The 25,183-nt window shown below is 60.7% G+C and carries 27 protein-coding genes; 16 read left to right on the top strand and 11 right to left on the bottom strand.

The annotated features are described in order from the left end of the window. Positions 1 to 61: 61 nt before the first annotated feature. The gene (hemC, locus tag P2081_RS13115; protein ID WP_278923322.1) at positions 62 to 1,021 is read right to left on the bottom strand and encodes a hydroxymethylbilane synthase; all 960 of its coding nucleotides are present in this window, start codon (positions 1,019 to 1,021) and stop codon (positions 62 to 64) included. A 179-nt stretch (positions 1,022 to 1,200) separates the two neighbouring features. On the opposite strand from hemC, the gene hemE reads away from it, so the two are divergent. The 3 genes from hemE to P2081_RS13100 all read left to right on the top strand — a co-directional run bounded on the left by hemE (position 1,201) and on the right by P2081_RS13100 (position 3,101). After that, a complete protein-coding gene (gene hemE, locus P2081_RS13110; RefSeq protein ID WP_278923321.1) occupies positions 1,201 to 2,235 on the top strand; it encodes a uroporphyrinogen decarboxylase in 1,035 nt (344 codons plus the stop codon). Then, a complete protein-coding gene (locus tag P2081_RS13105) occupies positions 2,225 to 2,767 on the top strand; it encodes a GNAT family N-acetyltransferase (RefSeq protein ID WP_278923320.1) in 543 nt (180 codons plus the stop codon). Before hemE ends, P2081_RS13105 begins: the two co-directional genes overlap by 11 nt. A gap of 169 nt (positions 2,768 to 2,936) precedes the next feature. Then, the gene (locus tag P2081_RS13100) at positions 2,937 to 3,101 is read left to right on the top strand and encodes a hypothetical protein (protein WP_278923319.1); all 165 of its coding nucleotides are present in this window, start codon (positions 2,937 to 2,939) and stop codon (positions 3,099 to 3,101) included. Positions 3,102 to 3,265: 164 nt separating this feature from the next. Here the strand turns inward: P2081_RS13100 and P2081_RS13095 are convergent, their stop codons facing one another. The 6 genes from P2081_RS13095 to P2081_RS13070 form a co-directional block, all read right to left on the bottom strand. Continuing rightward, on the bottom strand, positions 3,266 to 4,423 hold the full coding sequence (locus P2081_RS13095; RefSeq protein ID WP_278923318.1) for an acyl-CoA dehydrogenase family protein: 1,158 nt from the start codon (positions 4,421 to 4,423) through the stop codon (positions 3,266 to 3,268). Beyond that, positions 4,420 to 5,520, bottom strand: coding sequence for a CaiB/BaiF CoA transferase family protein (locus tag P2081_RS13090; RefSeq protein WP_278923317.1), 1,101 nt, complete (start codon positions 5,518 to 5,520; stop codon positions 4,420 to 4,422). Before P2081_RS13090 ends, P2081_RS13095 begins: the two co-directional genes overlap by 4 nt. 62 nt (positions 5,521 to 5,582) lie before the next feature. Continuing rightward, complete coding sequence (locus tag P2081_RS13085; protein ID WP_278923316.1) at positions 5,583 to 6,410, bottom strand: SDR family NAD(P)-dependent oxidoreductase; 828 nt, start codon at positions 6,408 to 6,410, stop codon at positions 5,583 to 5,585. A gap of 92 nt (positions 6,411 to 6,502) precedes the next feature. Continuing rightward, the gene (locus P2081_RS13080) at positions 6,503 to 6,925 is read right to left on the bottom strand and encodes a MaoC family dehydratase (RefSeq protein ID WP_278923315.1); all 423 of its coding nucleotides are present in this window, start codon (positions 6,923 to 6,925) and stop codon (positions 6,503 to 6,505) included. Further along, positions 6,922 to 7,368, bottom strand: coding sequence for a MaoC family dehydratase N-terminal domain-containing protein (locus P2081_RS13075; protein WP_278923314.1), 447 nt, complete (start codon positions 7,366 to 7,368; stop codon positions 6,922 to 6,924). Before P2081_RS13075 ends, P2081_RS13080 begins: the two co-directional genes overlap by 4 nt. Before the next feature lie 10 nt (positions 7,369 to 7,378). After that, complete coding sequence (locus tag P2081_RS13070) at positions 7,379 to 8,563, bottom strand: lipid-transfer protein (RefSeq protein ID WP_278923313.1); 1,185 nt, start codon at positions 8,561 to 8,563, stop codon at positions 7,379 to 7,381. A 161-nt stretch (positions 8,564 to 8,724) separates the two neighbouring features. Between P2081_RS13070 and P2081_RS13065 the strand changes: the two genes are divergently transcribed. Then, positions 8,725 to 9,390 (top strand): TetR/AcrR family transcriptional regulator, encoded by a 666-nt coding sequence (locus P2081_RS13065; RefSeq protein ID WP_278923312.1) that lies wholly within the window; start codon positions 8,725 to 8,727, stop codon positions 9,388 to 9,390. Between the two features lie 25 nt (positions 9,391 to 9,415). Here the strand turns inward: P2081_RS13065 and P2081_RS13060 are convergent, their stop codons facing one another. Beyond that, positions 9,416 to 10,276 (bottom strand): helix-turn-helix domain-containing protein, encoded by an 861-nt coding sequence (locus tag P2081_RS13060; protein WP_278923311.1) that lies wholly within the window; start codon positions 10,274 to 10,276, stop codon positions 9,416 to 9,418. 145 nt (positions 10,277 to 10,421) lie between these two features. Here P2081_RS13060 and pobA point away from each other — a divergent pair, with 145 nt between their 5' ends. Beyond that, a complete protein-coding gene (gene pobA, locus P2081_RS13055) occupies positions 10,422 to 11,603 on the top strand; it encodes a 4-hydroxybenzoate 3-monooxygenase (RefSeq protein WP_278923310.1) in 1,182 nt (393 codons plus the stop codon). 41 nt (positions 11,604 to 11,644) lie between these two features. On the opposite strand, the gene P2081_RS13050 is transcribed toward pobA, so the two are convergent. Then, on the bottom strand, positions 11,645 to 12,166 hold the full coding sequence (locus tag P2081_RS13050) for a winged helix-turn-helix transcriptional regulator (RefSeq protein WP_278923309.1): 522 nt from the start codon (positions 12,164 to 12,166) through the stop codon (positions 11,645 to 11,647). Between the two features lie 92 nt (positions 12,167 to 12,258). On the opposite strand from P2081_RS13050, the gene P2081_RS13045 reads away from it, so the two are divergent. The 11 genes from P2081_RS13045 (at position 12,259) to P2081_RS12995 (ending at position 22,402) form a co-directional block, all read left to right on the top strand. Beyond that, complete coding sequence (locus P2081_RS13045) at positions 12,259 to 13,191, top strand: alpha/beta hydrolase (RefSeq protein WP_278923308.1); 933 nt, start codon at positions 12,259 to 12,261, stop codon at positions 13,189 to 13,191. A 148-nt stretch (positions 13,192 to 13,339) separates the two neighbouring features. Further along, positions 13,340 to 13,888: an SRPBCC family protein gene (locus P2081_RS13040; RefSeq protein WP_278923307.1), complete on the top strand. Its 549-nt coding sequence runs from the start codon at positions 13,340 to 13,342 to the stop codon at positions 13,886 to 13,888. A 165-nt stretch (positions 13,889 to 14,053) separates the two neighbouring features. After that, positions 14,054 to 14,983, top strand: coding sequence for an ABC transporter ATP-binding protein (locus P2081_RS13035; RefSeq protein ID WP_278923359.1), 930 nt, complete (start codon positions 14,054 to 14,056; stop codon positions 14,981 to 14,983). Further along, a complete protein-coding gene (locus tag P2081_RS13030) occupies positions 14,980 to 15,741 on the top strand; it encodes an ABC transporter permease (RefSeq protein WP_278923306.1) in 762 nt (253 codons plus the stop codon). Before P2081_RS13035 ends, P2081_RS13030 begins: the two co-directional genes overlap by 4 nt. A gap of 165 nt (positions 15,742 to 15,906) precedes the next feature. Then, a complete protein-coding gene (locus tag P2081_RS13025; RefSeq protein WP_278923305.1) occupies positions 15,907 to 16,704 on the top strand; it encodes a S49 family peptidase in 798 nt (265 codons plus the stop codon). Positions 16,705 to 16,875: 171 nt separating this feature from the next. Further along, positions 16,876 to 17,841: a calcium/sodium antiporter gene (locus P2081_RS13020; protein ID WP_278923304.1), complete on the top strand. Its 966-nt coding sequence runs from the start codon at positions 16,876 to 16,878 to the stop codon at positions 17,839 to 17,841. Positions 17,842 to 17,921: 80 nt separating this feature from the next. Beyond that, on the top strand, positions 17,922 to 18,668 hold the full coding sequence (locus tag P2081_RS13015; protein WP_278923303.1) for an SDR family oxidoreductase: 747 nt from the start codon (positions 17,922 to 17,924) through the stop codon (positions 18,666 to 18,668). A gap of 345 nt (positions 18,669 to 19,013) precedes the next feature. Continuing rightward, positions 19,014 to 20,891, top strand: coding sequence for an excinuclease ABC subunit UvrC (uvrC, locus tag P2081_RS13010; RefSeq protein WP_278923302.1), 1,878 nt, complete (start codon positions 19,014 to 19,016; stop codon positions 20,889 to 20,891). Between the two features lie 143 nt (positions 20,892 to 21,034). Then, on the top strand, positions 21,035 to 21,706 hold the full coding sequence (gene pgsA, locus P2081_RS13005) for a CDP-diacylglycerol--glycerol-3-phosphate 3-phosphatidyltransferase (RefSeq protein ID WP_278923301.1): 672 nt from the start codon (positions 21,035 to 21,037) through the stop codon (positions 21,704 to 21,706). Beyond that, positions 21,706 to 21,951, top strand: a complete 246-nt coding sequence (gene moaD, locus P2081_RS13000; RefSeq protein WP_278923300.1) for a molybdopterin converting factor subunit 1 — start codon at positions 21,706 to 21,708, stop codon at positions 21,949 to 21,951. The genes pgsA and moaD overlap by 1 nt, the downstream gene beginning before the upstream one ends. A 4-nt stretch (positions 21,952 to 21,955) precedes the next feature. Beyond that, entirely contained in the window at positions 21,956 to 22,402 is a 447-nt protein-coding gene (locus P2081_RS12995; protein ID WP_278923299.1) for a molybdenum cofactor biosynthesis protein MoaE, read from the top strand. Positions 22,403 to 22,896: 494 nt separating this feature from the next. Here P2081_RS12995 and P2081_RS12990 read toward each other — a convergent pair whose 3' ends face one another. Together P2081_RS12990 and P2081_RS12985 are read right to left on the bottom strand one after the other, a co-directional pair. Further along, entirely contained in the window at positions 22,897 to 23,214 is a 318-nt protein-coding gene (locus P2081_RS12990; RefSeq protein WP_278923298.1) for a hypothetical protein, read from the bottom strand. Then, entirely contained in the window at positions 23,211 to 25,172 is a 1,962-nt protein-coding gene (locus P2081_RS12985; protein WP_278923297.1) for an OmpA family protein, read from the bottom strand. Before P2081_RS12985 ends, P2081_RS12990 begins: the two co-directional genes overlap by 4 nt. Between the last annotated feature and the right edge of the window lie 11 nt (positions 25,173 to 25,183).

The following is a 25,183-nucleotide window of genomic DNA, read 5'->3' as shown; positions in this document are numbered from 1 at the left end:
GGCGTGGCGTCATACCCTTGGGTATGTCGTGCGATCCGGGCCGGGCCATTTGCTGATGGGGCTATTGGCGCCAGTCAAAAAAGCCCGCTCCGGCAGAGGCCAGCAATTTTTCCGCCATCTCGCGTCCCAGATCGGGGCCATCTGCAATGGTGCAGGTCTGATCGTCAGAAATGGATTCGGATCCATCCGGGCGCAGCACTTCGCCGCGCAGCCGCAGGGTTGTGCCATCCAGTTCTGCCAGCCCCGCAATGGGGGTTTCGCAGGATCCATCCAGCGCCGCCAGAAAGGCCCGCTCTGCCGCCAGCCGCTGGCCGGTGGTCTTGTCATGGATCGCTTCCAGCATCATTGCCACGCGGGTGTCATCGCCGCGGCGTTCAATGCCAATCGCCCCCTGCGCAATCGCAGGCAGCATATCCGTGGTCTCGATTGCGCTGGCCGGTACCTCGGTCATGGCCAGCCGATTCAGTCCCGCCATCGCCAGGAAGGTGCAGTCTGCAACGCCAGCGTGCAGCTTTTTCAGCCGGGTCTGCACATTGCCGCGAAACTCCACCACTTGCAGATCGGGGCGACGGTTCATCAACTGGGCGCGGCGGCGCAGCGAAGAGGTGCCAACCACGGCCCCCGCCGCCAGATCCTGCAGGCGCGACACCCGCGGCGAGACAAAGGCATCCCGCACGTCTTCGCGCGGCAAGTAGCAATCCAGCACCAATCCCGCAGGCTGGGCCACTGGCATGTCCTTCATCGAATGCACCGCAATGTCGATGCCCCCTGACAAAAGACCCTCTTCGATCTCCTTGGTGAACAACCCCTTGCCCCCCAGCTCTTTCAGGGGCTTATCCGCTGCGATCAGCGCCTGATTGTCACCGGTGGTCTTGATCACCACAATTTCGAAGGCCTCTGACGGCAGATCAAAGGCGGCCGCCAGACGGCGGCGCGTCTCATGGGCCTGGGCCAGCGCCAGCGGTGATCCACGGGTGCCGATTTTCAGCGGAGAAGCGGGGGAGGGCAGGTTCTGTGTCATGCACAAACCACTAGTGCATTTTCCGCATAAGTGGAAAGCGGTTTTGCGCCAGATACGGCTCAATTTACCAGGCCAGCGGCGATTTGCCGTTGCAGCTGTGGCGCGGCTGCCCTTGACAATTCGCTGCTTTGGGTCGACCTGATGGGGCAAGAAAAACGCAAGACAAGCTTGAGGGTGATATGGCCGAACAGAAGAAACTGCTGCGCGCATTGGCAGGCGAAACACAGGATGTACCGCCGATCTGGATGATGCGTCAGGCTGGTCGTTACCTGCCAGAATACCGCGCGACACGGGCCCAGGCCGGGGATTTTCTGTCACTGTGTTACAATCCGGAACTGGCCGCCGAAGTCACCCTGCAACCGATCCGGCGTTACGGATTTGACGCGGCCATCCTGTTTGCCGATATCCTGCTGATCCCCCAGGCGCTGGGCGCGGATCTGTGGTTTGTTACCGGCGAAGGCCCGCGCCTGTCGACCATCACCACAGAGGCGGATTTTGCCAAACTCGGCCCGGTATCAGACATCCACGAGACGCTGAACCCGATCTACGAGACGGTGAAAATCCTGGCGGGTGCGCTGCCAAAAGAAACGACACTGATTGGCTTTGCCGGGGCGCCATGGACCGTGGCAACCTACATGATTGCCGGGCGCGGCACCTCGGACCAAGCTCCGGCCCATGCGCTGCGGCAGGAAAACACACCTCTGTTCGAGGCGCTGCTGGCGCGCATCACCGAGGCAACAATCGATTACCTCTCCAAACAGATCGAGGCCGGTGCCGAGGTGGTCAAGATCTTCGACAGCTGGGCCGGCTCGCTGAAGGGCGATGATTTCCGCAAATACGCGTTGCAGCCCTGCCTGCAGATCACCGCTGCCTTGAAAGAACGCCATCCAGGCATTCCCGTCATCGGCTTCCCCCGTGAGGCGGGCGAAAACTACCTCGGCTTTGCCAAGGAGACGGGCATTGATTGCCTGGCGCTGGACAATTCAGTTGATCCGGTCTGGGCTGCGCAGCATCTGCAGGTCGATGGCTGCGTGCAGGGCAATCTCGCCTCGCGTCACATGGTCACCGGCGGACAGGATCTGGTCGACGAAACCCGCGCTATCGTCAAGGCCTTCAAAAATGGCCCGCATATCTTCAACCTCGGCCATGGGATCACCCCGGATGCGGATCCGGATAATGTGCAGTTAATGATCGACACCCTGCGTGGTGGCTGACAGCGCGGCAGCAAAGATCTCGCTGCGGCCCGCCTGCCAGAGCGATGCCGCCAGCCTGGCCGCCCTCTCGATCGAGGTCTGGCTGGGCACCTATCTGCACCATGGCATCAGCAAGCGCTTTGCCGACTATGTCTTTGAAACGCTGACGCCAGACCGGTTTACACAGCACCTGCAAACCTCAAGCGAGATATTCATCCTGTCGCAGAACCAAGAGGGCATCGATGGCTTCCTGCGCCTGTCACGGGGGGGCGAGCCACCGACAGGCCCTGGCTCGGCGCTTGAAATTGCCACGCTCTACGTGCAGCCCCGTCACCAGGGGCGTGGCATTGGCCAGGCATTGTTGCAGGCCGCAGTGCAGCGCGGGCAGGATCTTGACGCGCCAAGGCCGTGGCTGGCCACAAATGCGCAAAACACCAAGGCCATAGGGTTTTATCAGCGCATGGGCTTTGCCATCACCGGCGAAACCTCTTTTTGCCTCGGCACCGAGAGCTACCCCAACACATTGCTGACCTATTGCCCCGCGCCGGTTTAACCACCGTCATTGCCCTTCCCCTTCATCTTACTTGAAATACCGCGGGGTGAATTGGCCTTTGGGCCAAGAGGGGCAGCGCCCCTCTCTTGTTGCATCCAAAGCGACACCCCTTGCTGAAAGGGGCAAACTATATCATCACCCTTGCAGTCCCTAACCAAAGGCCATCGACATGGATTACAGCAAAAAAGGCGGCCCGCGTATGGGCAGCAACAAACCCCGGCACGCCGAGCACAATGCCAAAGGCAGCCAGAAAAACCCCTATGACAAGCGCGATGATAAATCCGCCCTGTTGGAACGGATGAAGGCTGCGGCGGAAAAAACGAAAAAATCCTGAAGCTTGTCGTGTTCATCTGCATTCACGCGACTGGCTCTCCCTATTGATTTTTCATGTCGCGCGTTACCGGTCCCCACTTTGCGCAATATGCTCTTTGTGCAGGGGCGGGTGGGTGCGCCTGCTACATGGCAGACCCCGGCGCAGGCCGGGGGCTGCGCGGCGGGTCAGTCGGTCAGGCTGCGGGCGATCAGCTCTTTCATGATCTCATTTGCGCCACCATAGATTTTTTGCACCCGCGCGTCGGCATACATGGTCGAAATCGGATAGTCCGACATATAGCCATAGCCGCCAAAGAGCTGCAGGCATTCATCCATGGTGTCGCATTGCATCTGGGTCACCCACCATTTTGCCATGGATGCCGTGGTGGCATCCAGTTCACCGCGCAGATGTTTGGCGATACAGTCATCCAGAAAGACCCGCGCAATATGGGCCACGGTCTTGACCTCGGCCAGTTTGAAGCGGGTGTTCTGCATCTCCAGCAGCGGCTTGCCAAAGGCGCGGCGTTCAGCCGTGTAGGCGACGGTTTCCTCCAGCGCCTTTTCCATCGCGGCAGCGCCGCCCAGGGCCACCACCAGGCGCTCCTGTGGCAGCGATTTCATAAGCTGATAAAATCCCTGGCCCTCGCGGCCGCCCAGCAGGTTTTCCGGAGGCACTCGCACAGTGTCAAAGAACAGCTCGGATGTGTCCTGGCTCTTGAGGCCAAGCTTTTCCAGATTGCGCCCGCGGGCAAAACCGGGAGCCTCGGCGGTCTCCACCACAATCAGTGAAATACCTTTGGCGCCCAGTGTCGGGTCTGTCTTGGCGACCACAATGATCAGATCGGCCTGCTGGCCATTGGTGATAAAGGTCTTCGAACCATTGAGGACATATTCATTGCCGTCCAGCTTGGCGGTGGTCTTGATGTTCTGCAGATCGGATCCGGTGCCGGGCTCTGTCATGGCGATGGCGCAGACCATCTCGCCGCTGGCCATCTTGGGCAGCCAGCGCTTTTTCTGCGCCTCAGAGCCATAATCGAGGATATAGCCCGCACAGATCTGGCTATGGACCGAATTGCCAAAACCGGAAAAGCCGGCGGCGCGGAATTGTTCGGTGGTAATCACCGCCTCGTGGCGAAAATCGCCGCCCATGCCGCCATATTCTACTGGCACCGACGCGCAGAGAATGCCAAATTCGCCCGCCTTGTACCAGAAGTCGCGGTCGATATGGCCCTGTTCCTGCCAGCGTTTTTCATGCGGGACCATTTCCTTGGCATAAAAATCGCGCAAGGACTCCTGCAGCATGGTCAGTTCGTCATCCATCCAGGGAGAAATATGAGAGGTCATCGTGGGTCTTCCTTGATAAGGCCGAGTTCGGCCAGGATGTTGGTGCTGTCTTGGCCGCGCTCGGGGGGGGCAGTGGGCTGCCACGCCGGGCTGTGATCAAAACGCGGGGCGGGGGCGGCCTGCAACACGCCGTCCTGTTCAACCCAGGTGCCACGGGCATTCATCGGATGTTGCAGGGCCTCATCGGGGCTGAGTACCGGGGCAACGCAGGCATCGGTGCCGTCAAACAGCGCCGCCCAATGGGCGCGGGGCTGGGCGGCAAAGATCCCGGCCAGCCGCGCGGTCAGCACGGGCCAAGTGCTGGTGTCGAACTGATGTTTGAACTCCGCATCCTCTGCCAGCCCCATCAGCGACAGAAACTGCGCGTAGAATTTGGGTTCCAGGCATTGCACCGTCATGTAGCCGCCATCGGCACAGGCGTAAGAGCGGCTCCAATGTGGGCCATCCAGCAGGTTCTGCCCGCGTGTCTCGCCAAAGCCCCCGGCCTGGCGGATGCTCATCAGCAGGTTCATCATATGGGCAGAGCCATCATAAATTGCCGCATCGACCACAGTGCCGACACCGCTGGTTTTTGCCCGCAGCAGCCCGGCCAGCATACCGGCCACCAGATACATCGCACCGCCGCCGATATCACCAACCAGCGTGGCGGGCGTCAGCGGCGCATCGCCCGGATTGGACGCATACCAAAGCGCGCCGGAGAGCGAGATATAATTCAGATCATGGCCGGCAGTCTGCGCCAGCGCACTGTCCTGACCCCAGCCGGTCATCCGGCCAAAGACCAGGCCCGGGTTTACCGCCTGGCAGGCCTTTGGGCCAATACCAAGCCGTTCCATCACGCCGGGGCGAAAGCCTTCGATCAGCCCATCCGCCGTGGCGACCAGCGCCAGAAAGGTTTTGATGTCATTGGGGTCTTTCAGATCCAACTCGATCGAGCGTTTGCCGCGATCCAGCACTGAGCGTTCCGGCATTCCGGGGGTGACGCCACCGCCCTTGCGATGGACGCAGATCACATCGGCGCCCATATCGGCCAGCCACATGGCGGCAAAGGGGCCGGGGCCGAGGCCTTCCACTTCGATAATGCGTATCCCTTGGAGCATCCTGCCCTCCCTGTTGTGCACGTCTCGTGGGGTGGGGCGCGGTCGGCCCCGCCCCTGTTGCCTCAGGAGCCGCCGAAACCACCGCCGACGATCAGCGTCTGCCCCGAGACATAGTTGCTTTCGGGAATGCAGAAGAGATAGACGCCACCGGCGGCTTCTTCGGCAGTGCCTGCACGGCCCAGCGGGATCATCATTTCCATGCCCTGCACCAGTTTCTTGGGGATGCCAATCGCGACCTTGTTGCCTTCCACCTCGATGGATTTCTTTTCATCCGTCGCTTCGGTCAGCCGGGTGGAGATCATGCCAAAGGCCACCGCGTTGACGTTGACCTTAAAGCGCCCCCATTCTTTCGCCATGGTCTTGGTCAATCCAATGACGCCGGATTTGGCGGCAGAGTAGTTGGCCTGGCCTGCATTGCCGCCGGTGCCCGAGATAGAGGAGATATTCACCACCTTGCGAAACACCTCGCGCCCTTCGGCGGTCTCGATGGCCACCTGTTCGGCGATAAAGGGCGCGGCAGCACGCATGATCTGAAACGGCGCTTTCAGGTGCACGTCGATCATGGCGTCAAACTGTTCGTCGCTCATCTTGCCGATGAAGCCATCCCAGGTGTAGCCGGCATTGTTGACGATAATGTCGAGGCCACCAAACCTGTCGCTGCCCGCCTGGATGAAGTCATTGGCAAAGCCGGGGGCGGTGACTGATCCGGCAACGGCCAGGGCCTTGCCGCCCATGGCTTCGATCTCTGCCACCACCTGCTGCGCGGGGTCCGCGTCCAGATCGTTCAGCACCACATTGGCGCCATCCCCGGCCAGTTTCAGCGCAATTGAGCGGCCAATGCCGCGACCGGCGCCGGTGACATAGGCGGTTTTGCCTGCAAGTTTTGTCATGGTTCAAGTTCCGTTTCATTCTCAGTTGAAGGCCCACCCGGCCTTTGGCCGGGTCGCGCCCGTCCGCCCCCATGGGCGGGCTGCTGTTATCGCTAGGGCAGTTCCACCAGTGCCTGGCCTGCCAGTTTTACGTCACCATTCTGATCTGCGGCCTCAATCTCCAGCGCCACCAGATTGCCCTCGCGTTTCTCCACCACGCGGCCGGTGCAGGTCACCACCGCATGCACCTGGGTGATGGCGACAAACCTGGTAGAGAATTCCCGTACCGCGCGCTGTGGTACCCAGGCCGTCAGCAGGTGGCCCAGATAGGCCATGCCCAGCATGCCATGGGCAAAGACATCCGGCATGCCGGCGGCCTTGGCAAAATCAATGTCGATATGGATCGGATTGTGATCGCCAGAGGCGCCGGCAAACAGCGCCAGCGTGGTACGGCTGATGGGTTTTGAGGTCACGGCGGGCAGGCTGTCGCCCACGTCCACCCCGGCAAAGGTCACGTCATGTGCAAAGATGCTCATTTTGGATCCCTCACGACGATGGTGCCGGTCATGCCGCCCAGATCTTCGCCCAGCTGATTTGTGGCTTGGGTTTTCAGGATGACAAACTCCATGGCGCCGCCCTTTTTGTCGTAGATGTCCATGCAGGTGCAGGTGAGGGTCACGCGGTCCCCGGCGCAGATCGGCGCACCATAGGTAAAGGCCTGTTCGCCATGCAGCACATGGCCCAGTTCAATGCCCATGGCGTTGATGAAATAGAACCGGTCCTCGCGCTCCTGATCCAGCGTGAACAGAAAGGTCAGCGGTGCGGGCAGGGCGCGATAGCCTGCGGCTTTGGCGGCCTCCTCGTCCCAGTAGATCGGGTCACGCTGGCCGGTGGCGCGGGCAAAGGCGCGCAGCTGGCCTGCCTCTACATCTACATGCAGCGGCGGAAAACTGCGGCCAATGAAAGATCGGTCAATCATGTGGCGCTCCTCAGGCTGCCTGGTACAGGGTGATGACACAGGCGCCGCCCAGACCAAGGTTATGCTGCAGTGCGGTGCGCGCGCCCGCGACCTGCGTTGGCCCGGCGGTGCCGCGCAATTGCCGCGTCAGCTCGTAGCATTGCGCCAGGCCGGTGGCGCCCAGCGGATGCCCCTTGGACAACAGCCCGCCTGATGGGTTGGTGACATATTTGCCGCCATAGGTGTTGTCGCCATCCGCGATGAACTTGCTGGCGCCGCCTTCGGGGCAAAGACCCAGGCCCTCGTAGGTGATCATTTCGTTATGGGCGAAACAGTCGTGCAGCTCGACCACATCCACGTCTTCGATACCGATGCCGGTCTGTTCCTGCACCTGTTTGGCGGCGGCTGCGGTCATGTCATAGCCGACCAGCTGCATCATGTCGTGGGCCTCAAAGGTCGAGGCATAGTCGGTGGTCATCGCCTGACCTTTGATGCGCACCGCCTGATTTAGCCCGTGTTTCCTGGCGTAATCTTCGCTGACCACGATAGCGGCGGCGGCGCCACAGGTGGGGGGGCAGGCCATCAGCCGGGTCATCACGCCTTCCCAGATCATCGGGCTGTCCAGCACGTCCTGAGGCGACAATTCCTGCCGGAACAGGGCCAGCGGGTTGTTCACCGCATGGCGGCTGGCCTTGGCGCGGATGCGGGCCAGATCGGTGAGGGAGGAGCCGTGTTTCTCCATGTGGGATTTACCGGCGCCGCCAAAATAGCGCAGCGCCAGCGGAATCTCTGGGTGGCCGACCAGATCGTCGGTCTCGGCGTCAAAGGCATCAAAGGGGCTGGGGCGGTCGTCCCAATGCGAGGTCAGCGCGCCGGGTTGCATATGTTCAAACCCCAGTGCCAGCGCCACATCCACCGCGCCGGACTGCACCGCCTGGCGCGCCATGAACAGGGCGGTCGATCCGGTGGAGCAGTTGTTGTTCACATTCATCACCGGAATGCCGGTCATGCCCACCTTATAGAGCACTGCCTGACCGCAGGTGCTGTCGCCATAGACATAGCCCGCATAGGCCTGCTGCACCGCGTCATAGGGCAGGCCCGCATCCGCCAGAGCATCGCGCAGCGCGGCGGCTCCCATTTCGGTATAGGGGGCGTTTTGACCGGGCTTGGCAAAATTGGTCATGCCCACTCCGGCAACCAGTACATCTGATGTCATTGGTGTTCTCCTTGGTGCAGCTCTGCGTCGGGATAAAATTACACTTGCGGGTTACTATTGTATCGGCTGGCAAAAAGGTCAATCTTGATGTAACTGGCAGGTGTAATTACCGCGCGTCATAAACACGGCGGGCCAAACACCAGGGGCAAAGGGAGGCAGGTGTGCGCGACAGTAAAAAGAAGGCAGAGCAATCCTGCTGGACCTCCCCCGATGCCAGCGCGGCACCTGACCCGGGTGCCAGCCGCGACGCCAAGCGAGAGGCCAAGCGGCGCGCGGTCTTGCAGGCGGGGGCGCGGTTGTTCAATGATCACGGGTATGAGCAGACATCGCTTGAAGACATCGCAGCGGCCCTGAAAATCACCAAGCGAACAATCTATTACTACGTTGAAAGTAAGGAAGATATCCTGTTTGGCTGCCACCTGCTGGGGTTGGAGTTTCTGGGGCAGACCATGCGGCAGAGCCAGGATGAGAGCCTGCCGGTGGTGGATCGCATTGCATTACTGATCCGGGGCTATTGTTCCTGGGTGTCCACCGATCTTGGCGCCACGATTGCCATGGTGCGCGAGCAAAGCCTGTCGCCAGCGCGTCGCGCGGCGCTGCGGGCCAGCAAGGCCGAGGTTGATTTTCTACTGCGGGATCTGATCAGCCAAGGTGTTGCCGAGGGCAGTCTGCGGCCCTGCGACCCCCGGCTGGTGGCGGCGGCGGTCTTTGGCGCGCTGAACTGGATCCCCCATTGGAATCGGGTTGCAGACCCGGTGCCGCCCGAAGCCATCGCGGCGCAGTATCTGCAGCTGATCTTCAATGGGATGGCGGTGCCAGTTTCCTAGGGTCGGGCCGTGCGCTCTGCGGTGGCTATCGGGACTCGCTGACTTTCTGGCGAAACACTTTGGGCGGCAGGCCCGTGCCCTTGGCAAACACCCGGCTGAAATGCGCCGGATCGGAAAACCCCAGATCATAGGCGATCTCAGCCGCTGTCAGGTTGGTGTAGATCAGCATCCGCCGCGCCTCGCGCAGCATGCGCTCGTTGATCAACCGCGAGGCTGATTGCCCGGCAGAGCGGTGGGTGATGCGGTTCAGGTGGGTGGGTGAGATCGCCAGCTCGCGGGCATAGTCGGCCAGCGGGCGGCGGTTGCGGAAATCACGTTCGATCATCGCCTCGAATCGGTTGAACAACGGGCTGCCGGTCAGCGGTTGATTGGCGCTGTCCGCCTCAAATATGGCCCGTGCCGCCAGGGCGATCAGGGCTCCGGCCAGCGACCGCAGCACCTGGGCGCGGGCAAAATCCTGGCGGTGATATTCGTCAAACAGATGCTCTGCCAGATCCCGCAGGGCCTTGGGCAGGGGCAGTACGGCAGCCTGTTCCAGCGGCGCGCGCAGCCCCTCGCCGGGATGGATGCAATGGTCCAGCAGATCCGAGGTCAGCGTCACCACCCAGCCCCGTGTCTGTGGCGCAAAGTCATAGCCATGCACCACGCCGCGCGGAATATTGACAAAACTGCCCTGCGGGATCGGTTCGGCCCGCCCGTCTATTTCTGCTTTGCCGCTGCCACTGGTCAGGAACAACAGCTGATGCAGCCGCGTATGGCGATGCGCCTTCAGCTGCCAGTCATGCAGCGCCGAGCGCGAGCGAATGGTTTCGACATGCAAAACATCGGCAAGTTCGGCCGTTTCGCCAAATAGATTGTAGCTGCGGATATGAGAGGCGCTGGACATGTGCGAAATGTACAAGAGGCTGCGCGCTCAGTCCATTCGCAAAGTGGTTTTTTTGCTGCACGTTAAGGAACGCTCATGCGGCCACGCCGGGTCGTCGCGCGTTTGTGAAGGGGCCAATCGGGCCAAAGTGCAGGGAGACGCGAACATGTCGCATATTACCACCCAAGTTGCCATCATTGGTGGCGGCCCGTCCGGTCTTTTGCTGTCGCAGCTGCTGCATCGGCAGGGCATCGAGACCGTGGTGCTGGAGCGTCAGACCCGCGCCTATGTGCTGGGGCGCATTCGCGCCGGAGTGTTGGAGCGCGGCTTTGTCGAGCTGATGCGCGAGGCCGGCTGTGCAGCGCGGATGGAGGTCGAGGGCGAAGAGCACCACGGCGTCTATCTGGCACATCAGGGGCGGATGGACCGGATTGATCTGGCTGCTTCGGCCGATGGGGCAACCGTCATGGTCTATGGCCAGACTGAGGTGACCCGCGATCTGTACGAGGCCCGTGATGCCATGGGTGGAACTGTCATCCATCAGGTGCAGAATGTTCAACCGCATGATTTAAAATCAGAAAAACCCCATGTAACCTATGAGCTCGACGGCGCAGAACATCGTGTGGATTGTGATTTCATCGTCGGTGCCGATGGCTTTCACGGGGTCAGCCGCAAGTCCATCCCGGCGGATGTGCTACGCGAATATGAAAAGGTCTATCCCTTTGGCTGGCTGGGGGTTCTGTCAGAAACCAAACCCGCTTCGCCCGAGCTGGTCTATGCCCGTCATGAACGTGGCTTTGCCCTGTGTTCGATGCGCAGCCAGGTGCTGAGCCGCTATTACATCCAGGTGCCGCTGACCGACAAGGCCGAAGACTGGTCGGATGAGGCCTTCTGGACAGAGCTGAAGGCGCGCCTGCCGCAGGAGGTGGCCGAGGGGCTGCAAACCGGAGCCTCGATCGAGAAATCCATCGCGCCGCTGCGCAGTTTTGTGGCAGAACCGATGCGATATGGTCAGCTGTTTCTGGCCGGGGATGCGGCGCATATCGTACCACCTACCGGGGCTAAGGGGCTGAATTCGGCGGCGTCCGATATCTACTATCTCTATCATGGCTTCAAGGATCACTATCAGCGCGGCGACAGTGCCGGGTTGGATCAGTATTCCGAAAAAGCCCTGGCGCGGGTCTGGAAAGCAGAACGCTTTAGCTGGTGGATGACCAACCTGCTGCATCGCTTTCCAGATATGGATGAGGTGGATCTGCGGCTGCAATGCGCCGATCTCGACTATTTGTTTTCCTCCAAGGCGGCGCAGGCCTCTATGGCGGAAAACTATGTCGGCCTGCCCTACTAGCAGGGGCGGTTTGCCGGGTGGCTGGGGTCTGATCTTTGACCCTACTTTGCCTTTGGCCCGGCAACAGCTGCACCCTCAGCCTGATCTGTTCTGGGCAGGTCTGCTGCGCTTTGGTCGCTGGCGGGTTTGGGCACCATCAAAACTGTGCGATGGGTCAGTTCTTGCCCGCTCTTGCGGTCGATCACGACCGGGTCGACCTCTGCGCCGCTATCGCGGGTGACAAAGGTAAAGGGCGTTGGCGTGGGGCTGGGCAGGTTGTGTTCGGCCCAGCCCTGCATCGCCAGCAACACCGGTGCAAAGCTCTTGCCGCTGGGGGTTAGCCGGTATTCATGCCGCAGCGGTCGCTGCTGATAGGGGCGGCGTTCAAGTACCCCCATTGTTTCCAAACGTTTTAGGCGCTCTGCCAGCAGGTGGCGGGTGACGCCAAGGCGTTTTTGAAACCCGTCAAACCGGCGCACCCCAAGGAAACATTCCCGTAGGATAAGAAGGGTCCAGCGGTCGCCAACCACGCCCATGGCGCGGGCCAGGGGGCAGGCGTCCTCGTTGAGATCATGCCATTTCATAGGCGGAGTCTTATCATGGGTTGACAGAGTTCTCAAATGGAACTGATAATAAGTTCTAAAATAGAACCGACTTGTTCCTGAAGGAGTGCCCCATGGTTACTGCCGTGTCTGCCCGCCCTACTGTCGTCCGTCGATCTGTCGCTGCGCCCCGTCGGCAAGCGCCCAAATGGATGCAGCGTATCACCGGGACGCTCAGCTTCTGCGCGCCGTCTGTCGCGACCCGGCTCTTGGCATATCTGTTCACCCGGCCAAGACGCCAGAAACTACCGCGGCACGAACGTGACTGGCTGCTGGCGGCGCGGGCGCGGCCGATACGGCTGAGCACCGGCGAGCTGGTGCCCCTGTATGAGTGGCGCGATCAGGCACCGGGGCAGGGCGTTCTGGATGACGCCCCGCTGCCGACAGTGCTATTGGTGCATGGCTTTGGCGGGCGCGCCGGACAGATGGCGGGCTTTGCCGCGCCACTGGTGGCAGCGGGCTACCGGGTGGTGGCCTTTGATGCGCCAGCGCATGGTGCGGCGGCGGGGCGCCGCAGTTCACTGCCCGAAATGCGCCTGACGGTGCAAGAGGTCGCGGCCCAGCTGGGGCCGCTGGCCGGGGTTGTGGCCCATTCCAATGGCGCGGCGGCAGTGCTTGTCGCGCTCAGCCGTGGCATGCAGGCGCAGCGTCTGGCGTTCCTTGCACCAATGCCCGATGTCGAAGGCTTCTTGCAGCGGCTGGCCGCGCAGCTGGGGTTTTCGCAGCGGGTGGCCAAGGCAACGCAACAGCGGATTGAGGCCCGCTATGGCCTGCCCTTTTCAGCGTTGAAGGCGGTGAACTTGCTGCCGCAGCTTTCCCAGACCGCGCTGATCCTGCAGGACCACGACGACCCGATTGTCCCCCTGGCAGAGATTGAAGACCTTGCGCAGCACTGGCCCGGTGCCAGGTTGCAAGTGACAAGGGGTCTGGGGCACAACCGCCTTCTGCGCGATGCCGCCAGCATTGCCGGTGTGGTTTCCTACCTGGGCGCGCCGCAACAGCCCTAGGGAGAGCAGCTGGTGCTGATCGGGTTTGCCCCTTACGCCTTGGCAGAGCCGGTGCCTGTCGGTTAGGTCTAGAGATGTGAGAGCCAACAGATTTACAACAGGGGCCCAGAGGTCGCGCGTTGCGCCGCCCCCCGACAGGAGAGCCACCATGCAGATGAGCGATAGCAAAGAAATCGCCGCCCCCCCGGCAGAGGTCTATGCCGCCTTGTTGAATCCAGAGGTGCTGAAGGCCTGCGTGCCCGGCGCCCAAGAGGTCAGCGGTAGCGTAGAGGACGGCTTTGAGGCCTCGGTTACGCAGAAGGTTGGCCCGGTGAAGGCGACGTTCAAAGGCCAGGTCACCCTGTCGGATCTGATCGAGAATGAAAAGCTGACCATCACCGGAGAAGGCAAGGGCGGCGCGGCGGGCTTTGCCAAGGGCGGCGCGGTGGTCAGCCTGACCCCCAGCGAGACCGGAACGCTGCTGTCCTATGAGGTTGAGGCCAAGGTCGGCGGCAAGCTGGCGCAGCTGGGCAGCCGCATTATCGACGGCTTTGCCAAAAAGATGGCTGATCAGTTCTTTGTCAATCTGCAGACCCATCTGGCCCCTGCGGATCCCCCCGAAGCTGCCACCGATCCTGCCGCCAGTGACGATGTGGCGGGCGAAGATGCGCCACAGCCAGACAAGAAGGGCTGGTTCAAAAAGATCACTGGCAACTAACCGGCACCCGATCCGTCTGGGTCCAGCCGTTGGGTCAGGCCGCGCAGCCCCCCCGACACTGGATCCCTGCGCAGGCGCACAGGTCCCTGCGCATCCTGTCTCTGGTGGCTGGTCTGCTGCCCCGGTAGGTTGTGCGAAATGAACTCTCAGTCTAGTGGAGGCTCCATGGCGGCGATCCTGTCCATTTCCGATCTGCGCAAATCCTATGAAGGTGGCTTTGAGGCGCTGAAAGGGGTCTCTCTCGAGATCGAAGAGGGGGAAATCCTGGCCCTTCTTGGCCCCAATGGTGCCGGAAAGACCACGCTGATTTCAACCGTTTGCGGTATTACCACTCCCAGCTCTGGCAAGGTGCTGGTGGGCGGCAATTGCATCTTGGAGGATTTTCGCGCCGCGCGCTCGCTGATCGGCTTGGTGCCGCAGGAAATTAACCTGGAACCTTTCGAAAAGGTCATCAACTCGGTCCGGTTCTCGCGCGGGCTTTTTGGCAAGCCAAAAAACGATGCGCTGATCGAAGAAATCCTGAAGAAACTGTCGCTTTGGGACAAACGCAACAGTCAGGTCAAGGAATTGTCCGGCGGCATGAAGCGCCGTGTGCTGATCGCCAAGGCCCTGGCCCATGAACCGCGCGTGCTGTTTCTGGACGAACCCACTGCGGGCGTGGATGTTGAGCTGCGTAAAGACATGTGGGATGTGGTCCGAGAGCTGAAAGCGAATGGCGTTACCATCATCCTGACCACCCACTACATTGAAGAAGCCGAGGCCATCGCCGACCGCGTCGGGGTGATCGCCGATGGTCAGATCCTGCTGGTCAAGGATAAGGATGACCTGATGGCGCAGCTGGGGCAAAAACAACTCTGCGTGCATCTCAGCACTGCTATCGACGCCGTGCCAGAGACGCTGGCACCGCATGCGCTGGCGCTGAATGGGGCAGGCGATGCCCTGATCTACACCTATGACACCAAGGCAGAGCGCACTGGCATCACCGCCCTGTTGAACGATGTCGCGGCGGCGGGGCTGGTCTTGTCGGATGTCTCGACCCGGCAATCCAGTCTGGAAGATATTTTTGTTGGTCTCGTGTCAGGAGATAAATCATGAACTGGATCGCAATCTGGTCTATCTACCGTTTTGAAATGACACGGTTCTTTCGAACACTATTCCAAAGCTTCCTCTCGCCTGTCCTGTCAACCTCGCTGTATTTTGTGGTCTTTGGTGCCGCCATTGGCAGCCGTATCGACCAGGTGGATGGCATTGATTACGGTGCCTTTATCGTGCCTGGGCTGATCATGCTCAGCGTGATGACACAGAGCATTTCAAACGCGTCCTTTGGCATCTATTTCCCCAAATTCATCGGCACCATTTATGAACTGCTGTCGGCTCCGGTGAATTTTCTGGAGATCGTGCTAGGTTATGTCGGCGCGGCGGCCACCAAGGCGCTGTTCATCGGCTTTGTCATCCTGGCCACAGCAACGCTGTTTGTTGATCTGACCATCGCCCACCCGCTGGCCATGGTGTTGTTCTTGCTGCTGACCTGTCTCAGTTTTGCGCTGATGGGCTTTATCATCGGGATCTGGGCAAAGAACTTTGAACAGCTGCAACTGGTGCCGCTGCTGGTGGTGACGCCATTGGTGTTTCTGGGCGGCTCTTTCTATTCAATATCAATGCTGCCGCCGATCTGGCAGAAGATCACCCTGTTCAATCCGGTAGTCTATCTGATTTCGGGCTTTCGCTGGTCCTTCTTTGGCACCTCGGATGTGCCGGTAGGGGTAAGCTTGCTGGCCATTGGCGGCTTTACGGCGCTGTGCCTTGCGGTGATCTGGTGGATTTTCAAGACCGGTTGGCGCATCCGGTCCTGATCCGGCGCTGCCTGCGGGCGCTGCGGGCGGGGGGCTGTGCAGATAGCGCGCGCCCTGTCGTGGAGCGTTGCAAATATACACAGGCCCCCCCTCAGTTTTGGCCGGAACGGGTTTTGTGAGGGTGGTTCCCTTGTTTCAGCTCCGGTGCGCATCTACATCGGCGCCATGATGCTGCGCATACCCTTTGTGAAAAAACCGCCCCTCGTTTCCGTTGTGCGTCTCTCCGGTGCCATTGGCATGTCAGGCCGTGGCGCCTTAAACGATGTTTCTCTTGCCCCAGTGCTGGAGGCTGCCTTTACCAAGGGCAAGCCTGTCGCCGTTGCGCTTGAAATAAATTCCCCTGGGGGATCGCCAGTGCAAAGCGCCCTGATTGGCGCGCGCATCCGGCGTCTGGCCGAGGAAAAGAACATTCCTGTGCTGGCCTTTGTCGAAGATGTTGCTGCCTCGGGTGGCTATTGGCTGGCGGCCTCGGCGGATGAAATCTGGGCCGACGCCAGCTCTATTCTGGGCTCTATCGGGGTGATTTCGGCCGGCTTTGGTGCCCAAGAGCTGTTGATCCGGCACGGGGTCGAACGCCGCGTCTATACGGCTGGCAAAAGCAAATCCATGCTGGATCCGTTTCAGGCAGAAAATCCTGAAGATGTGGCCCGACTGAAAACTTTGCTGGGCGATATCCATACCAATTTCATTGACTATGTCACCCAACGGCGCGGCACTAAGCTGGACAGCAGTCAGGATCTGTTCACTGGCGAAATCTGGCTGGCCAAACGCGCCAGCGAGTTAGGCCTGATTGATGGTCTTGGCCATCTCAAGCCGCAGCTGGTGGCGCGGTTCGGCGATAAGGTAAAGCTGCGGCGGTATGGGGTCAAAAAACCTTTCCTCAGCCGGTTTGGCCTGCAACTGGCGCAGGATGCCTTGGCCGGGATAGAGGAGCGGGCAGAGTTTGCCCGCTTTGGGCTCTGACGTGATTTTTAAAATCGTTACCCTGTTTCTGGTGGTCATAGCGGTGCTGGCGATGTTCGGGAAATTCACCCTTCCTGGACAAAAACGCCTGCAATCCGCGCGCTGTCCGTCTTGTGGGCGGTTCAAAATTGGAAAAAGCCCCTGTGGGTGCAAACTAAAAGGACCGCGTAAATGATTCCGTGGCTGCTGTGTGGTTTGGGTCTTGTGATCCTGCTTTTGGCTGGGGATGCCTTGGTGCGCGGAGCGGTGAACCTGTCGCTTCGTCTGGGCGTGCCTGCACTGATCGTCAGCCTGACCATTGTTGCCTTTGGCACCTCTGCGCCAGAGCTGCTGATCGCGATCAATGCTGTGGCGGTTGATGCCGACGGGATTGCCCTGGGCAATGTGGTGGGGTCCAACACTGCCAATATCTTGATGGTTCTGGGTATCCCTGCGCTGATTGCCACCCTGCACACCAGCCAATGTGACAGCCGCAAAAGCTATGTCTTTATGCTGGTGGCGTCACTGCTGTTTATTGGCTTGGCCATGTGCGGCACCCTGACCATCTGGTCCGGGCTGATCCTGCTTGCGGCGCTAACCTTCTTTCTTGCGGATGCCTTCCGCGAGGCCCGCGCCCATCGCAAGACCTGTTGTGGTGAGGCCGACGAAGACCTGCTGGAAGGGCTGGAGGGCCTGGAAGAAGCGGATCCCGATATGCCCTATTGGCGCATTGGCATCTATCTTGTCCTTGGGCTGATTGGTTTGCCCCTGGGGGCGGATCTGTTGGTGGATAACGCCACGATCATTGCCCGGATGTATCACATCAGTGAAACGGTCATTGGCCTCACACTGGTGGCGATTGGCACCTCGTTGCCAGAGCTATCGACCACGGTGATGGCAACCCTGCGGCGGCAGGCAGATGTCGCGCTGGGGAATGTCATCGGCTCTAACATGTTCAACCTGCTGGCCATTATCGGTCTCGCCACCTTGGTTGGGCCGATCTCGGTTGATCCTGAATTCCTGCGTTTTGACCTTTGGGTTATGCTGGCAGCTTCGCTCCTGATCGTTCCGTTTGTCTTCCTGAAAAAGGATATCACGCGGGCCTGGGGGATTGGTCTGTCCGGGCTTTACATCACCTATCTGGTGGTGCTGTTCTGATCCTGCTTTGAGATGCCCCCCAGCGATCAAGCCGGACAGATCGCAGCTGGGGCCAGCCAAACCCTGAGGGAGGGCATGATATGCGCGCATTGGTAACCGGCGCGGGCAAGCGGCTTGGTCGCGCCATGGCGCTCAAGCTGGCCACCGAGGGCTATGACGTGGCGGTGCATTACAACCGCTCTGCCGCTGAAGCTGAGGAGGTGGCCGGGCAGATCCGCGCCATGGGGCGTCAGGCGGTGACCCTAGAGGCCGATCTGTTGTCGCAGGCGGCCAGCGCTGATCTGCTGCCCCGTGCCGCATCTGCGCTTGGCGGGGCAGTGACCTGCCTTGTGAACAATGCTTCCATCTTTGAACCGGATCTGCTGGAAACCGCCACTACCAGCAGCTGGAACAGGCATTTTGATAGCAATCTGCGCGCGCCCTTTGTGCTGATCCAGGCGATGGCGCGGCAAGGTGTTGCGCCGCGATATGACAGCCAGGGCGAAACCCTGGCTTGGGGGCTTGTGGTCAATATGGTCGATCAGCGGGTCCGCAATCTGGCCCCGGATTACATGAGCTACACCCTGGCGAAATCGGCGCTCTGGACGCTGACGCAAACCGCGTCACAGGCGCTGGCACCGGGGATCCGTGTCAATGCGATCGGGCCGGGACCAACCCTTGCCAATATCCACCAAAGCCCTGCGGAATTTGCCCGGGAGCGGGCTGCCACCCCGCTGCAACGGGGGGTACACCCCGAGGATATCACCGCTGCGCTTGGCTATTTGCTCGCCGCGCCTGCAGTGACGGGACAGTTGATCTGCGTTGATGGCGGTGAACATCTGGGTTGATCGCCTCGTAATGGTGCTTGGATAATGCCTTGCCCGATTTAGCTGTTATTTGGATTGACCCCAGAAAAGTTGTGCACCTAGGTCATGGCAGTCACAGATTCGTTACAAAAGAGTCTTTGAATTCAAAAACTTGAAAGAGCTTATAAAATATATCGTTATATTACAGCGCCTTATACATTTGCCCAATAATTAAGCATCCGTCAAAACCTGGCCTGAAATAAGGGAAAAGCGCGGATAGCCCAAAGATATCTTCAGCCTTATCCACAGGTGTCGTGGATTTGTTCAACTCTTGAAATTGTCTGGCAGTCATTGCAGCGCGGCGCCGGGAATCATATGACTAACAGCATGACAGACGACAGATCAGAGCCCACTGTAGAACAGCCCAGAACCGGCTACGGCGTCATCCAGGACTATGTCAAAATGCTGGATGCCTCTCCGGGGGTTTATCGCATGCTGGATAGCGAAAGCCGGGTGCTCTATGTCGGCAAGGCGCGCAATCTCAGGGCGCGGGTATCGAATTATACCCGACCGGGGAATTCGCCGCGGATTGAACGGATGATCGCGCTGACCGCGACCATGATGTTTCTTACCACCCGGACAGAAACCGAGGCGCTGCTGCTGGAGCAGAACCTGATCAAGCAGCTGAAGCCCAAATACAACGTGCTGCTGCGCGACGACAAAAGCTTCCCCAATATTCTGGTGGCCAAGGATCACGCCTTTGCCCAGCTCAAGAAGCATCGCGGCGCGCGCAAACAGAAGGGCAGTTATTTTGGCCCCTTTGCCAGTGCTGGCGCGGTGAACCGGACGCTCAACCAGCTGCAAAAGGCGTTTTTGCTGCGCGATTGTTCCAATGCGATGTTTGAAAGCCGCACCCGCCCCTGCCTGCAATATCAGATCAAACGCTGTTCAGCCCCCTGCACCGGCGAGATCTCGCAGGAAGACTATGCCCTGGCGGTGCGCGATGCCGAACGCTTTCTCGCGGGGCGATCGACCAAGATCCAGGAAGAGCTGGGCGAAGAGATGATGAAGGCCTCTGAGGCGATGGAGTTTGAACGTGCGGCCGCGCTGCGCGATCGCATCAAGGCGCTGACCCAGGTGCAATCGGTGCAGGGCATCAACCCGCGCGGCGTTGCCGAGGCCGATATCATCGGCCTGCATATGGAAGGCGGCCAGGCCTGTGTGCAGGTGTTCTTCATTCGCGCCAATCAGAACTGGGGCAATCAGGATTTCTATCCCCGCGTTGAGGCCGACATGTCGGCGGCCGAGGTCATGGAGGCCTTTCTTGGCCAGTTCTATGACAACAAGGAACCGCCCCGGCAGCTGATCCTGTCGGATGCCATCGAAAATACCGATCTGATGGAGGAAGCGCTGAGCGGCAAGGCCGGACGCCGGGTTGAACTGTTGGTGCCACTGCGCGGTGAAAAGACCGAGCTGGTCGCCGGGGCCGTGCGTAATGCCCGCGAAAGCCTGGCCCGGCGCATGGCCGAAAGCGCGACGCAGACCCGGCTGCTGAAAGGGCTGGCCGATGCCTTTGGCCTGAAGGCGCCGCCGCAGCGGATCGAGGTCTACGACAACTCGCATATTCAGGGCACCAATGCGGTGGGCGGCATGATTGTTGCCGGGCCCGAGGGCTTTATGAAAAACGCCTATCGCAAATTCAACATTCGCGGTGACGATCTGGTGCCGGGGGATGACTTTGGCATGATGAAAGAGGTGCTGAACCGACGGTTTTCGCGCCTGAAGAAGGAAGATCCCGATCGTGAAAAGGGCATGTGGCCGGATCTATTGCTGATCGATGGCGGCGCCGGGCAGGTTTCTGCGGTGGCAGAGATCATGGCCGAACACGGGGTGCAGGATATTCCCATGGTGGGGGTCGCCAAGGGGGTTGATCGCGATCACGGCAAAGAGGAATTCCACCGCCTGGGCGAGGCCGCCTTTGCGCTGCAGCGCAATGACCCGGTTCTGTATTTTGTCCAGCGGATGCGCGATGAGGCGCACCGCTTTGCCATCGGCACCCATCGGGCCAAACGCGCCAAGGCCGTCGGTGCCACGCCCCTGGATGAAGTCCCCGGCGTTGGCGCTAGCCGCAAGCGCGCCCTGCTGGCGCATTTTGGCAGTGCCAAGGCTGTCAGCCGTGCCGATTTACCGGACCTGAAAGCGGTCGATGGTATTTCCCTCGCCCTGGCAGAGCGGATCTATGATCATTTCCACAGTGGAAAATAGCAAGCGCGCCCCAAGCCAGGAATGGGTGGCCCCCCTGGTCGGCCCCGATGCGTTGCACATGTGCGCGGGAGTCACAGCATTCTGAAACCGAAAGTGTCTTATGCGTCTTTTATGTTTGCAGGGCGCATTGTAGGGTCCGCCGCATGAAATGGACCCTGCCCAATATCCTGACCCTGGTGCGCCTGCTGGCGGCTCCTGGTCTCGCCGTTATGTTTCTCTACTTTTCCCGTCCGCTGGCGGATTGGTTTGCCCTGATCCTGTTTGTGGGGGCGGCCGTCACCGATTGGTTTGATGGCTACCTGGCCCGTGCCTGGAAACAGGAAACCAAGATGGGGGCAATGCTGGACCCCATCGCCGACAAGGCCATGGTGGTGATCGCATTGATGATCCTGGTGGGCTATGCTGACGAACACTGGACCCCCTGGCTGGTGCTGCCGACGACCGTGATTCTGTTCCGCGAGGTCTTTGTGTCCGGCCTGCGTGAATTCCTGGGCGATACGGCGGGGACGCTGAAGGTCACCCAGCTGGCCAAGTGGAAAACAACGGCGCAGATGGTGGCGATTGCCACGCTGTTTTCGCAGGGGGTTTTTGAACATTATCTGGCGATGTCCTCCCTTGGGATGGATCAGGCCTTGATCGAACAGATCCTGAATGGTCAGGTCGAGGATGTGCACGGGTTGCGCTGGAAGCTGGAAGGCATGTTCTGGACCGGGCGGATCGGGCTGTGGCTCTTGTGGATTGCGGCGGCTTTGACCCTGATCACCGGTGCGGATTACATGCGCAAGGCGCTGCCACATCTGAAGGAGAGCCGCTGATGGATATCGTTTATTTTGCCTGGGTGCGCGAGCGCATCGGCCTGGCTCGTGAAGAGGTAGAAACCAGCGCCGCAACAGTTGCCGATCTGGTGACAGAGCTGAGCGGGCGCGAAGAGCGCTACGCCGCTGCCTTTGCCGATCTGTCGGCGCTGCGGGTGGCGCTGGATCAAGAGCTGTCCGATTTTGACGCGCCGCTTGTCGGCGTGCGCGAAGTGGCCTTCTTTCCGCCGATGACGGGGGGCTGATCGGATGCAGGTGCGGGTGCAGGAGGCCGGGTTTGATCCGGGCGCGCAGAGCAATGACTTTGCCGCAGGCTGTTCTGGTGCCGGGGCCATTGTGACCTTTACCGGGGTGGTCCGCGATATCGAGGGTGGAGGTCTGGTCGCGATGGAGATCGAGCACTATCCGGGGATGACGCAAACGGCATTGGAAAAGATCGCTGCCGAGGCCGAGGCCCGCTGGTCCCTGGCAGATGTGCTGGTCATCCACCGCTATGGACGCCTGAAGCCTGGCGCGCAGATCATGATGGTGGCCACCGCAGCCCGTCACCGTAGGGATGCCTTCGAGGCGGCGGAATATATGATGGACTACCTGAAATCGCGTGCGCCGTTCTGGAAGAAGGAAATCCTGCTGGATGGGGCATCTGAATGGGTCGCGGCCAAGGCTGATGATGAAGATGCCCTGACGCGCTGGTAAGCCGCGGGCGGGGATCAGGCGACCGACAAACCAGACGCCTGGAGCGTGACGCGTTCATTTGCAGCCCCAAGGCTGGCTCTGCCCATTTGATTTTGCATATTTGAGATGCGCAAAACCGCTGCTCGGATTGGTGTGACATCTTCTGGTGGCCTGTCCACCGGCGGCGGCGAACGGGTCACGCTGGTCGGTCACGCAGGCTGGTCGGTCATATTGGCCGGTCATACTGGTAAACCACCGGGGGTGCGGTGCCGAAAGGCTTTCAAGACGGTATATGTTGTGCCGCGCATGGCATGCCATACGCGGAGCAGCCAAGGCAGCGGGGGCTCCCGCCTGTTGCGCCATATTCATAGAATATGGCTGCTCAGTTGGGCCCGGCTCTGCGCGGGGCGCAGAGCAGTCGCGTAGGGTGGCAGCTGGTGTCTGCCTGTTTGCGGGGCTGTGTATCCGGTTGGCCAGAAAAGGGGCTGGCGGTTTGGCGCTGCCCGCTGCCCAGGTCAATCCCGGTGCAACTGGCCGCGCATTTCCTCGGCCTCACGGCGGGCATCGCGCAGACCGTCCATGGCAGCGCGCAGTTCCGCTTCGGTTTGGGTTAGCTGGTTGGTCAGCTCTGCCTCGCGCTGTTGCAGATAGGTGATCGCCTGATCGCGGGTTTCCTCGGCCTCGTGCAGCTCTTGGCTCATCCGGTCCAGATCGGCGACGTCGCTTTGACGCACGCGGGTAAAGCGGTGGACCAGCCAGTTTGCAAACCAGCCCAGGGCAAAGGCGGCAAACAGGATGATTGCGGTGGTGAGGATGAACTCTGCTCTGTTCATTGTCCTGAGGTCTCCTGTTCGGTGTTGCTGGGGGGGCTGCTATCCTGATCGGCGGCGGTGTCTTGGGTGTCGCCGGTGTCCGCCTGGTCATCTGTGGCGGCTGTGGTAGCGGCCCCTTCGAGGGTGGTTTCCCCCTCGGCGTTGGTTTCCGGCAGGATCAGGCGGAATTCGATGCGGCGGTTGGCCTCGCGGCCCTCTTCGGTGTCGTTCGTGGCAATGGGCTGGCTTTCGCCATAGCCGCTGGCAACAAAGGCAGAGGTGCGAATGCGCCGGGCACGCAATTCGTTGAGGATTGACTGCGCCCGCGCCTGGCTTAGCGTCTGGTTCATCTCCTCACGGCCCTGACTGTCAGTATGGCCTTGAATTTCCAGCCGTACCGGACCGCAGCGTTCCAGAATGGTAGAGATATGATCCAGCACGAGGCTGCTGCCGGCCGCCACGGTGGCAGAGCCGGGTTCAAAGCCGATCTTGCCAGAACTGGCCTGCGCCCCCGCCAACTGTGCGGCGCAGAGTTCGGCTGGCAGCGGCTGGTCCTCGGGGATTGGTGGCTCTTCATAGGTGAGGGCCAGCTCGTAGCTTTCGGCCTCTCCCAGCTTTTCCGCTAGAAACCCCGAGACCACGGCAAGGGTATCTTCCTGGTGGCTCATACCGCGCAGTTGCAGGTTGTCAGGGGTGACAGTGACCGCGCCGCGCTCCAGATGTGACAGGGCCTCTAGCCCGGCGAGAACCCGCACTGGCCAGTCGCTGGGCAGATCCGCGACCACGCGGGTGGCGGTATGTACCGCATCAGAGCCAAAGCGCGCCTGCGCATAGCTGCTGGCGATGTCGCGCGACATCTCATCATTGATACGCCCGCGCAGCTGCACCTGCCCCTCGGGGCTGAGGGTGGCGGTGAATTCGGGCGGTCCGGCGCTGGCATCGCTGCTGGGCGTTGGCAGCACCGCGTGTAGGGCAAAGACTTCGGGAAGGGCGTTTTCCAGCTCTCCGACCACTTTGTCGAACAGGGCAGGTGGGGTGGCTTCGGCGGCGACCAGGGTAATATCGGCATTGGCGATTGTGACGGTGCCCTGGCCCAGGGCCGCCAGGCTGGCGATACTAAGCGCGCTGGCGCGCGACCAGTTGGGTGAGGGCACCCCCATGCCGATGACACAGTCCGCCCGCCCCTCTAACCCGGCGGCGCGGGCCGCACTCAGGATATAGGCGCGGCTCTCGGCGCTTTCGGCAGAGCAGGCGTCAAAGTGGGCGCCGCCCTCGTCGATCAAGAAGCGCAGGGTAAAGGGCGTGATGACCGGCCGGGCGGCGGTGATGTCCAGTACCAGATGCAGCTCTGGTGGGGCCAGCCGGGTCAACTGGTCCTGCAGCATGCCTTTGGCGGCGGCAGATTCCGCCATGGTGGTGATCTTGATGCGTTCGGCATCAACCGAAATCTTTGCCCGCGGTAGCATCTCCAGCGCGGCGATGGCATAGCGCAGCGCAGCCTCCCAGCCCTTGGGGACCGGGTATTCGGCGGTTTCCAGCAGATCGGCAACCTGGCCTGCTTCGCTCAGCCCGTCCAGCTGTTTCACCAGATCGGTGCGAGAGGAAGAGGTCGGGATCAGGCCGATTATGGATATGCCACTGTGATTGCGCAGAATTTCCGCTGAAAAGCGTGGTGGCGCGATCCCCTTTGAGGGGGTGACGGACATCTCGTCGATCACCCGTGAGGCATCGACAATGCCCCCCGCCAGCGACAGCGCCGCAAAGCGTGTGGCCTCGTCCGGGGCGGTGCCCTGCAGGAGAACCCGCAAGCCGTCAGAGGTGACCTCGGCCCAGCCCATATCACCGTCATCCAGGGCGCGGCGCAGGCTGGTTTCGCTGTTTTGTTCTACCGCAGTTACGGCAAAACTGGCGGCAACAAGGCTGATACCAGCTGCTGCGGCAAAGGTCAGGGTCGGGATCAAAAGCGATGACAGGCGCATAAATTGGCTAT

The organism is Pseudophaeobacter profundi, from assembly GCF_029697505.1.
In the GTDB taxonomy this organism is placed as follows: domain Bacteria; phylum Pseudomonadota; class Alphaproteobacteria; order Rhodobacterales; family Rhodobacteraceae; genus Pseudophaeobacter; species Pseudophaeobacter profundi.
This window is presented reverse-complemented; position numbering and strand designations above follow the sequence as displayed.